Annotated in this window: 6 protein-coding genes; 5 read left to right on the top strand and 1 reads right to left on the bottom strand. The window is 72.7% G+C overall.

Annotated features, from left to right (window positions below):
* Positions 1 to 132: 132 nt before the first annotated feature.
* The 5 genes from mrcB to ACY35P_RS14525 are packed head-to-tail and all read left to right on the top strand — an operon-like array spanning position 133 to position 6,956.
* On the top strand, positions 133 to 2,565 hold the full coding sequence (gene mrcB / locus ACY35P_RS14545) for a penicillin-binding protein 1B (protein WP_462116556.1): 2,433 nt from the start codon (positions 133 to 135) through the stop codon (positions 2,563 to 2,565).
* Positions 2,562 to 3,092 carry a hypothetical protein gene (locus tag ACY35P_RS14540; protein WP_462116555.1) on the top strand — a complete coding sequence of 177 codons (531 nt, stop codon included), beginning with the start codon at positions 2,562 to 2,564 and terminating at the stop codon, positions 3,090 to 3,092. Before mrcB ends, ACY35P_RS14540 begins: the two co-directional genes overlap by 4 nt.
* A gap of 1 nt (position 3,093) precedes the next feature.
* Complete coding sequence (locus ACY35P_RS14535; protein ID WP_462116554.1) at positions 3,094 to 5,142, top strand: ATP-dependent DNA helicase; 2,049 nt, start codon at positions 3,094 to 3,096, stop codon at positions 5,140 to 5,142.
* An 18-nt stretch (positions 5,143 to 5,160) separates the two neighbouring features.
* Entirely contained in the window at positions 5,161 to 5,865 is a 705-nt protein-coding gene (tsaB, locus tag ACY35P_RS14530) for a tRNA (adenosine(37)-N6)-threonylcarbamoyltransferase complex dimerization subunit type 1 TsaB (RefSeq protein ID WP_462116553.1), read from the top strand.
* Entirely contained in the window at positions 5,862 to 6,956 is a 1,095-nt protein-coding gene (locus tag ACY35P_RS14525) for a hypothetical protein (protein ID WP_462116552.1), read from the top strand. The genes tsaB and ACY35P_RS14525 overlap by 4 nt, the downstream gene beginning before the upstream one ends.
* Here the strand turns inward: ACY35P_RS14525 and ACY35P_RS14520 are convergent.
* Positions 6,953 to 7,831, bottom strand: coding sequence for an energy transducer TonB family protein (locus tag ACY35P_RS14520; protein WP_462116557.1), 879 nt, complete (start codon positions 7,829 to 7,831; stop codon positions 6,953 to 6,955). The two genes, ACY35P_RS14525 and ACY35P_RS14520, sit on opposite strands and share 4 nt — an antisense overlap.
* Positions 7,832 to 7,910 lie beyond the last annotated feature (79 nt).

Below are 7,910 nucleotides of genomic sequence, written 5' to 3'. Positions count from 1 at the left end.
TCGGAACGCGGTCGTCGACATACAGGAAGGGCTCCAACTCCGCGTGAACCGGCCGGTGGGCGCGAACGGGCCCCTCGGGCGCCTGCGCTAGACTCGCGGCAGGCGGGCGACAGCCCTTCATTCTCGCATTCCGTGGCCCGAATCGATTACGACGAAGACGACGACACCGCGGACGGCGGCGGCACCCCGCGCTGGCGCCGCCGACTGCTGACCGCCGCGCTGGTCGTCGTCGGACTCGCGCTGGGCTTCCTCATCCCGTACGTCACCTACCTCAACCACGAGGTCGGGCAGCGCTTCGGACAGCTGCGCTGGCAGCTGCCGACGCGCGTCTATGCGCGCCCGCTGGAGCTCGCGCCGGGCGTGGCGATGGACGGCGCCACGCTGCGTACCGAGCTCGCCGCCGCGGCGTACCGTGAGGGCGACGGCGCGCGCCCGGGCACGTTCGCGCAGGCCGGCGGGCGCTGGCGCGTGGCGAGCCGCGGCTTCCACGACGTCGACGGTGTGGTGCCCGCCAAGCGGGTGGAGGTCATCCTCTCCGGCGGCCGCGTGATGGGCGTCCGCGACCTCGACACGCGACGCCCGCTGCGCGTGCATCGGCTGGATCCGGCGCGCATCGCGACGCTCTACGGCCAGAAGCAGGAAGAGCGCCGGCTGGTGCGCATCAACGAGGTGCCGGACCTGCTGGTCACCGGCCTGCAGGCCGTCGAGGACCGCGACTTCAACCATCACCTCGGCATCGACATGTCGGGCATGGCGCGCGCCGTGCTGGTGAACCTGCGCACCGGCGATCGCCGGCAGGGCGCCAGCACGCTCACGCAGCAGCTCGCGCGCAGCGGCCTGCTCGGCATCGGCCAGGAGCAGACGTTCACCCGCAAGTTCAAGGAGATCCTCTACGCGCTGCTGATCGAGGCGCGCTACGACAAGAGCGTGATCCTCGAGGCCTACTTCAACCAGGTCTACATCGGCCAGCACGGCTCGCAGGCGGTGCGCGGCGTGGCGGCCGGTTCGGAGTTCTGGTTCGGCCGCGACCTGAAGGACCTCACCACCGAGCAGATCGCCCTGCTGATCGGCATCGTGCGCGGGCCTTCGTACTACGACCCGCGCTCGCATGCCGAGCGCGCGCTCGAGCGTCGCAACTTCGTGCTGGACAAGATGCTCGAGACCGGGCTGATCGAGCAGGCCGAGCACGACCGAGCGCAGAAGGCGCCGCTGGGCGTGACCCCGAATCCGACCACGCTCGCCCCCAACCGTTTTCCCGCCTACGTCGACCTCGTGCGCCGCCAGCTGGCACGCGACTACCCGACCGAGGCGCTCGGCGGTGCCGGACTCAGCGTGATGACGGGCATGTCGCCGTCCGCGCAGGCCTATGCGGAAGGCGCGGTCACGCAGACGCTACGCAAGCTCGAGTCGCCGCGTCGACCGCCGCTCGAGGCGGGCCTCGTGGTGACCGACGTGCACCGCGGCGAAGTCGTCGCGGCCGTCGGCGCGCGCGAATTCACCGAGCACGGCTTCAATCGCGCGGTCGAGGCGCAGCGTCCGGTGGGCTCGCTGCTCAAGCCGTTCGTCTACCTGCTCGCGCTCGCGCAGCCGGACAAGTGGTCGCTCGCCAGCCGCGTCGAGGACGCGCCGATCACGGTGAAGATCCCCGGCAGCAAGTCGTGGTCGCCGGGCAATTCCGACGGACGCAGCCACGGCAGCGTCCGCATGGTGGATGCGCTCGCGCAGTCCATGAACCAGGCGACCGTGCGCGTGGGCATGCAGGTCGGGCCGCAGCGGCTCGCCGACCTCATCCGCACGCTGGCGGGCATCGAAGTCGAAGGCAACGTCAACCCGTCGCTGATCCTCGGCGCGATCGACGAAAGCCCGTACGCGATGACGCAGCTGTACCAGTTCCTCGCTTCCGGAGGCCGCATCCAGCCCCTGCGCGCGGTGCGCGGCGTGCTCGACGCGAACGGACGCGCGCTCAACCGCTACGACAAGCCGTCCGCGCCGCCGCAGCCAGGCGATGCGGTGGCCGCGCGCATCGTCACCTACGCATTGCAGCAGGTGGTCAACCGCGGCACGGCGCGCCAGCTCGTGGCGGACGGTCGCGGCAACCTGTCGCCGGCGGGCAAGACCGGCACGTCGAACGACGGCCGCGACAGCTGGTTCGCGGGCTACACCGGCGACCACCTCGCGGTGATCTGGGTGGGCAACGACCAGAACAAGACCACCGGCCTGTACGGCGCGACCGGCGCGATGCGCGTGTGGTCCTCGCTGTTCTCGCACCTGCCCAGCGCGCCGCTGGTGCTGCCGGACGACGGCGTCGACTGGCAGTGGGTGACCGGCGGCAGCACCACCGACCCCGGCTGTCCGGGCTCGGAGCGCTTCCCGTTCGTGCCCGGCTACGCGCCGGGTCGCGTGCCGTGCCCCTACGGCTCGCCCGCGCCCCTGCCCGAGGATGCCCCGGGTGAAACGCAGGAGGGCGGCGGGTTCTGGAACACGCTCTTCGGTGGCGATCGCCCCGCCGAGCCCGATCCCGCCAAGCGCGTGCCGCCGCCGGCTCCCGTCGAGGGCGGCCAGTGACGCGTGCGCTGGTCGTGGCGTCGCTCGCCGCGGTCCTGGCCGGCTGCGCGACGACGACAACGCCGCCTTCCGCGCCGGCGCCCGCGTTCGACGCCGCCGCGGCGGTCGCCTCGGTGCGTGCGGCCGGTGCCGCGGTGGCGACCGAGGTCGACGTGCAGCCGCTGCAGGACCCGCTCGTCGCGGACCTCCGCGAACTGGCCCGCAGCGAGGAACGCGCCGGTCGTCTCGACGCCGCGGCCGTCGCCCTCGACCGCGCGCTGACCGAGCGTGCCGACGACCCCGCGCTTCTGCAGGAACGCGCGGAACTCGCGCTGCTGCAGCGGCGCGCCGATGCCGCGGCGGACCTGGCCACCCGTGCCCACACGCTCGGCCCGAAGGTCGGACCGCTGTGCCGTCGCGCACTGGAGACGCTGGTGCAGGTGGAGCGCATCCGCGCCGCGTCCGGGGATGCCGCGGCGTCGGCGCGCGCGACGCAGCACGCCGCGGCACGCGACGCCTGCACCGTCAAGCCGCCGCCGCGCTACTGAAATGAGCACGTCCCGCCTGGCCGACGCCAGCCGCGCGGCGCTTGCCGACGGCGGGGCGCTGTCGACCGCGCTCGACGGCTTCCGTGCGCGGCCGGCGCAGCAGGACCTCTCCGCCGCGATCGCCGAGGCGTTCGATACCCGCGGCACGCTGCTCGCCGAGGCCGGCACCGGCACCGGCAAGACGTTCGCCTACCTCGTGCCGGCGCTGCTGTCGGGTCGCAAGACGATCGTCTCGACCGGCACGCGCGCACTGCAGGACCAGCTCTACCACCGCGACCTTCCGCGCGTGCGGCAGGCGCTCGGCGTCGGCCTCAAGACCGCGCTCCTGAAGGGCCGCTCGAACTACCTCTGCCACTACCGCATGCGGCAGGCGCAGGGCGAGCCACGCTTCACCAGCCGCGACCAGGTCGCGCAGTTCCAGCGCATCGTCGCGTGGTCGGGCCGCACCCGCATGGGCGACCTTGCCGAGCTCGAGGACCTGCCCGAGGACTCGCCGCTGCATGCACTGGTGACCAGCACCGCGGAGAACTGCCTCGGCTCCGAATGCCCCTTTTTCTCGGACTGCTTCGTCGTCTCGGCGCGCCAGCGCGCGCAGGCCGCGGACGTGGTCGTCGTCAACCATCACCTGCTGCTCGCCGACCTCGCCCTCAAGCAGGAGGGCTTCGGCGAAATCCTGCCCGGGGCCGAAGCCTTCGTGATCGACGAGGCGCACCAGCTGCCCGAACTCGCCGCGCAGTTCTTCGGCGAATCGCTGAGCGCGCGCCCGCTCGTGGAGCTCGCGCGCGATGCGGTGCTCGAATGCCGGCAGGTGCCGTCGTCGCTCGCCACCGTGCAGGCGCCCGCGCTGGACGTCGAGCAGCGCGTCCGTCTGCTGCGCAATGCGATGGACGAGCTGCCCGTGCGCGGCACGCGTCGCCGGGCGCAGGAGGAGCCCGCCGTCGAGGCCGCCTTCGATGCGCTCGACGACGCGCTCGCCGCCTTGTGCGAGGCCCTGCAGCCGCTCGCGCCTGCCTCACCCGGTTTCGACAGCTGCCTGGCGCGCGCCAACGAATTCCGCGCGCGCCTGTCGCGCTGGCGCAACGAGGCCGACCACGACGCGGTGGTGGAGATCGAGAACGACGACGTCGACGCCGACGATGCCGCGCTGCCCGCGAAGCGACGCAACGACGGCGCGGTGTTGTGGTACGAGCTGACCGCGCGCGGTTTCCGACTCTCGCGCACGCCGCTCGACGTCGCCGCGCCGCTGGCGCAGCACCGTGCGCGCACGCAGGCGGCCTGGGTGTTCACCTCGGCGACGCTCGCCGTGGGCGGCCGCTTCGAACATTTCTCCATCAAGCTCGGCCTCTGGCAGCCGCGCACCATGCTCGCGCCTAGCCCCTTCGACTGGAGCACGCAGGCGCTGTGCTACGTGCCGCCGCAGCTGCCGGAGCCCGCGTCGCGCGACTACACCGCCGCGGTCGTCGAAGCGGTGCGCCCCGTGCTGGAAGCCTCCGGCGGCCGCGCCTTCCTGTTGTTCGCCTCGCATCGCGCACTTCGCGAAACCGCCGAGCTGCTGCGCGGCGGCCCGTGGCCGTTGTTCGTGCAGGGCGAGGCGCCGCGCTCGGTGCTGCTGGAGCGCTTCCGCGCCTCGGGCAACGGCGTGCTGCTCGGCGCCGCGAGCTTCCGCGAGGGCGTCGACGTCGCCGGCGATGCGTTGAGCGTGGTGGTCATCGACAAGCTGCCCTTCGCGGCGCCGGACGACCCGGTGTTCGAGGCGAGGCTCGATGCGATCCGCCGCAACGGCGGCAATCCGTTCCGCGACGAGCAACTGCCGCAGGCGGTGATCGCGCTCAAGCAGGGGGTCGGCCGCCTGATCCGCACCGAGACCGACCGCGGCGTGCTGGTCCTGTGCGACCCGCGGCTGGTGACCAAGCAGTACGGCGGCGTCTTCTTCAATTCGATGCCGCCGTTTCCGAAGACCCGCAACGTCGAGCACGTGCGCGAGTTCTTCGGCCGCGGCGTCGATGCCGATGGGGTCGCCCCGCAGCGTGCGCTGCTCGGGGCGGGCTGAAGCTGCGACCATAGGCGCATGAAGCTCCTCGCCTTCGAAACCGCCACCGAAGCCTGCTCCGTCGCCCTCAGCGTGGACGGCGAGATCGTCGAACGCTTTGACGTCGCGCCGCGGCGGCATGCCGAACTCGCCTTGCCGTGGGCGGACGCGCTGCTCGCGGACGCCGGCCTCGCGCGCGCCGAGATCGATGCGGTCGCGGTGGGTCGCGGTCCTGGCGCGTTCACCGGCGTGCGCCTCGCGATCGCGATCGCGCAGGGCGTGGCACTCGGCCTCGACCGTCCGCTCGTGCCCGTCTCCACGCTCGCCGCGCTCGCGCTCCCGGCGGCCCTCGCTCGGCCCGGCGCGCCGGTGCTCGCCGCGATCGATGCGCGTATGGGCGAGCTGTACGTCGCCGGATACCGCTGGACGGGCGAACGCCTGCATGCGGTACTCGACGAACGACTCCTCGCCGCCCCGCAGGTCGTGCTCGACGGCGACGGCTGGTCCGGCGTCGGCACGGGTTTCGCGGCAGGCGAGGGTGCGCTCGCGGTCGGGCTCGCGACGTCGCTGGCGGACGTCGACGCCGCGGCGCTGCCGCACGCGGCCGACGTCGCGCGGCTCGGCGTGCTCGCATTCGCCGAGGGCGCCGCCATCGCGCCGGAACGCGTCGAACCGGCGTACCTGCGCAACGACGTCGCGCTGACGCTCGTGCAGCAGCAGGCGTTGCGGGACTCGCGCCGGTGAGGTTGCTGCGGCGGCTGGCGGCGCTGGCGCTGCTGCTGTCCTGCAGCGCGCTCGCGCATGCCGATGACGCCGTCTGGCAGGGCACGATCGGCACGGCGTCGGTGGTCGTCGAACTGCCGGTCGACGACGACACCGTCTACGGCCGCTACTTCTACACGCGCCATCGCCGCGACATCCCGATCGAAGGGCGGCGCGAGGCGGGCGTGCTGCACCTGAAGGAGGACTCGGGCGACTGGACGCTGCACGCGGCCGACGCCGGCGCGCTCGCGGGCGAATGGACCGGCCGCGACGGTCGCCGCCTGCCCGTGCATCTCACGCATGCGCGCACGCCCCCCGATCCCGATCGTGCCGCGCTGGCCGCGCACGACCTGTACGCCGCGTGGCGCATCGACACACTCCGCCTGCGTCCCGCACGACTGCAGACGGTGGGCGCGTACCGGTTGCAGTGGTACGACGAACCGACGACCGACGTCGAACTGTTCCAGGTCGTCGGCGGTTACGGCCCAGCCGAGCGTGCGCGCCTCAATCGCCTGCTGCGCGACCGCCACTGGAGCCTCGTCGCCAGCGCAGCCGAGTGCCGGTCGATGGACGGCGGCGAGTACGACACGACCACGACGCTGCGCCGCATCGCCCCCGAGATCCTCAGCGTCAGCCTGTTCGCGAGCTGGTCGTGCGGCGGCGCGCATCCGGACTTCGGCGACGATCCGCTCAACGTCGATCCGCGTACCGGCCGGGTGCTGGACCTGGAGGACGTGCTGTGGCTCGGCACCGGCACGCCGCCGCGGATGGACGGGGCGACGCAGCAGGCGTTCTTCGACTACCGCGACGCGGTCCTCGCCCCGTGGCTCGCCCGGGCGATGGCGCGGCACCATCCCGCCGAAATGCGCCGCCAGGAAGACGATGCGGACGGCTGCGCCTACGCGGATGCGGAGCTGTGGAAGTTCCCGTCGTGGTACGCGACCGATGCCGGCCTCTACGTCGGCCCGTCGTTTCCGCGCGTGGTACGCAGCTGCGAATACCCGGAGTGGTCCGTGCTGCCGTGGCGCGAGGTGCGCGCCCATCCCGGCGCGGTGCGCATCGCGCCGCGCTAGTCGTCGACCATCGAGCCTTCGGGACGGAACCACCACGTGCGGGTGACGTGGAGGATGTCCGGGTCTTCCTGCGTCTTCGGCAGCGGCGGATAGGGCTCGGCCATCCGTGCGATGCGCAGCGCCGCCTGGTCCAGGGTGGCGACGCCGCTGGACTGCACGATGTCGGCGCGCTCGACGGTGCCGTTCCGGCGGATCGCGATCGTGATCACCACCATGCCCGACAGCCGGCGACGACGTGCCTCGTCGGGATAGTTGAGGTTGCCCACGCGCTCGACGCGGTCGACCCAGCCACGCAGGTAGGTCGCCCAGGCGTATTCCTGCGTGCTCGCCGAGACGAACTTGCGCTTGGGTCGCTTGGCGTAACGCTCGGAGCGCAGGTGGATCTCCGCGGCGAGACGCGCCATGCGGGCGTCGCGCTCGATCTTCTCCGGGCCGGGCGGCGCGGGTGTTTCGGTGGGCGTCGGCGCGACCTGCGGAGTCGGGTCCGTCGCCGGCCCGCGCGTGCTGCTGACGATGCGCGCCTGCGGGGGTGGCGTCGGCGCGGGCGACTGCGCGCGCAGTTCGCGCGGCGCGACGCCAGCCTCGACCTGCGGCGCCGTACCGCTCTGCGGCTCGCGCGGCCGCGAGGTCTTCTCGTGCTCGCCGCCGCCCTGGTTGTTGGCCTGCGCGAGGAAATCCGCCTGCTTGGGCGTCAGCGCGCTCTGCGTCTCGCTGAAGATGACGTCGAGCGTGGGCACTACGGGCGCGGCCCGCTCCGGCGCGAAGCCCACGGCGAGGATCACGAAGAGGTGCAGCGCCAGCGACACGGCGAGCGTGATGCCCAGTCGTCGCGATTCGATCGCCACCGCGTCCCGCCCGGGCACCGCCACGCTCATCGGCCGAAGTGGAAGGCCTACTTCGACGGCGTGAAAGGCGGCTCGACCGCCGAGGTGCCGCATTCGGCCGTCATCGACT

Source organism: Lysobacter xanthus (genome assembly GCF_047159895.1).
Note: the sequence above shows the minus strand (reverse complement) of the source record. Positions and strands in the feature narration are given on the sequence as shown.

What these genes read in the sequence shown, in the direction of transcription:
- ACY35P_RS14535 (WP_462116554.1), top strand. Translation starts at nt 3,094, where the DNA reads ATGAGCACGTCCCGCCTGGCCGACGCCAGCCGCGCGGCGCTTGCCGAC.
- tsaB (WP_462116553.1), top strand. Translation starts at nt 5,161, where the DNA reads ATGAAGCTCCTCGCCTTCGAAACCGCCACCGAAGCCTGCTCCGTCGCC.
- ACY35P_RS14520 (WP_462116557.1), bottom strand. Translation starts at nt 7,831, where the DNA reads ATGAGCGTGGCGGTGCCCGGGCGGGACGCGGTGGCGATCGAATCGCGA.